The sequence below is a fragment of the uncultured Ellagibacter sp. genome (assembly GCF_934643285.1).
In the GTDB taxonomy this organism is placed as follows: Bacteria; Actinomycetota; Coriobacteriia; order Coriobacteriales; family Eggerthellaceae; genus Ellagibacter.
In genome coordinates, this window is the sequence record NZ_CAKUBT010000049.1 from 1 (window position 1) to 2,604 (window position 2,604).

At 63.1% G+C, this 2,604-nt stretch carries 2 protein-coding genes; both read left to right on the forward strand.

The features are described from left to right. Positions 1–757 (forward strand): ABC transporter permease (locus Q0I65_RS09595; protein WP_296062921.1); only part of this gene is annotated, 757 nt, incomplete at its 5' end. 9 nt (positions 758–766) lie between these two features. After that, positions 767–2,604: ATP-binding cassette domain-containing protein (locus Q0I65_RS09600; RefSeq protein WP_296062923.1), on the forward strand; the 1,838-nt coding region annotated here is incomplete at its 3' end.

Here is a 2,604-nt window from a genome sequence, read left to right on the forward strand (position 1 = left end):
GCGGAATTGGTTCACCATCACATCGCTTGTGTCGAAGGACTTCAAGCTCAAGTACCGCCGAAGCGTCCTGGGCGTTCTCTGGTCGGTCCTAAACCCCCTGCTCATGATGTGCGTGCTCGCCGCCGTGTTCACGAACGTGCTCAAGTTCGGCGACGACGTGCAGAACTTCCCCATGTACCTCATCCTGGGCAACGTGCTCTTCTCGCTCATGGCCGACTCGACGTCGTCCGCCATGGGCTCCATCCTCGAATCGGCGCCGCTCATCAAGAAGGTGCGCGTGTCGAAGATGATCTTCCCGCTAGAGAAGGTGCTCTTCACGCTCGTGAACTTCGCCATCTCGCTCATCGCGGTCGTCATCGTCATGCTCTTCTTCCGCATCCCGCCGACGGTGAACCTGCTCGCGATGCCCATCCTGCTCGTGTTCATGCTGCTCTTCTGCGCGGGGCTCGGCATGCTGCTCTCCTCGCTCGCCGTCTTCTTCCGCGACGTGTGCCACCTGTGGGGCGTCGTCATCACCGCATGGACCTACGCCACGCCGCTGTTCTACCCGGTGGGCCTTCTGCCCGACTGGATGCAGGCGGCCGAGGCGTTCAACCCGATGTACCACTACGTGTGCTATTTCCGCGACATCGCGATGTACAACACGGTGCCCGGCCTCACCGAGAACCTCATCTGCCTCGGCATGGCCGCGATCACCTTCGCCATCGGCTTCGCCGTGTTCAAGGCGACCGAGAAGAAGTTCATCCTCTACGTTTAGGCGGAACCTATGCCCGAGAACATCAACACCACCCCGCTCGGCGACATCGAGCGCGAGCTCGCCGCCGCAGTCGACGACCGGCCCGTCATGGTCGACGTGGACCGCGTGTCCATGGTCTTCAACATGGCATCCCAGCAGCTCAACAGCTTGAAGGAATACGCCATCGCCCTCGCGAAGCGCGAGCTTATGTTCAAGGAGTTCCGCGCGCTCGACGGCGTGTCGTTCACCGTCCGCAAGGGCGACGTGTTCGGCATCCTGGGCACGAACGGCTCGGGCAAGTCCACCATGCTCAAGATCATCGCCGGCGTGCTCGAGCCCACCGAGGGCACCTGCACCATCAACGGCAGCATCGCGCCTTTGATCGAGCTCGGCGCCGGCTTCGACATGGAGCTCACCGCGCGCGAGAACATCTTCCTGAACGGCGCGCTTCTGGGCTATTCGAAGAAGTTCATCCAGCAGCATTTCGACGAGATCGTCGACTTCGCGGAGGTCGAGAAGTTCCTCGACATGCCGATGAAGAACTACTCGTCGGGCATGGTCGCGCGCATCGCATTCGCCATCGCCACGGTCATCGTGCCCGAGATCCTCATCGTCGACGAGGTGCTCTCGGTCGGCGACTTCATGTTCCAGCAGAAATGCGAGCGCCGCATCACGCAGCTCATCAAGGAGCACGACGTCACCGTGCTCATCGTTTCGCACAACAACGACCAGATCGAACGCTTGTGCAACAAGGCCATCTGGATCGAGAAGGGCCACACGCGCATGATGGGCTCGGCTGCCGACGTGTGCCGCACCTACCGCGTGCTCGGCGGGCATGTGGGCTCGGCCGAGTCGGAGGCCGCCGTGTTCAGCATGCTGAACTCCCCCACCCGCGTGCCCGAGGAGCTCGTGAGCTCCGTCGCCGGCGAGAACCGCTACGGCACCGCCGTGAAGATCGCGGAGAAGTGCAAGTTCGCGCAGGGTGGCAGCATCATCCTGGCCTCGGGCGATTTCAGCCTGCCGTGCATGTCCGCGCAGGGACTCTCCGGCATGCTCGACGCACCGGTGCTGCTCTCGAAGAACGAGTCGCTGCCCGACGTGGTCGCGCAGGAGATTGCGAGCCTCGCGCCGCGCCGCATCGTCGTCTTGGGCGGAGAGGACGTGCTCTCTTCCGAAGTGGCCGAGCAGGCGGCCGACGCCGCGGGCGACGGGTGCGCGATCTGCCGCATCGATTGCAACGAGTCGGTCGAGCTTGCGCGCCTCATCTTCGACTTCGGGAAGCGCGCGGCGGAGGAAGACGGCGTGCCCGGCTGGAGCAAGCTCGCCATCATCGCGCACCACGACTGCCTGGGCGACCTGATCACGCTTTCGCCGCTGCTGTTCAACCAGCATATCCCCGTGTTCTACATTCGCGAGCTCGGCGTGATCGACGACGCCACGGCAGCGTCGATCCAGGGCGGCGACTTCACCGACCTGCTCGTGCTGGGCGTCGACAAGCATATCCCCGACACGTTCCTCGCCACCTGCGCCGAGCACGGCGTGAAAAGCGAGCGCCTCATCGGGAAGAACCCTTACGACGCCAACGAGAAGATCAACGACCTCATCACCTCGGGCGAGATTGAAGGTGCAAACCTCACGATTGAGAATCTCATCGTGTCGTCGGTATGGAACCCCGCCGACGCGTTTTCCGCGGGCGCCTGGGCCGCCAAGACCGATTCCGCCTTCCTTCTGGAAGACCCGCAAAACCTCGACAGCGTCGCACACGCCATAAGCTACATCAAGAAGAAGGGCGGCAGCGTGAAGCACCTCACCTTCTTGGGCGACTCCTCGCAGTTCGGGCGCCTCGACAAGGAGATGCTCGGAAAGGC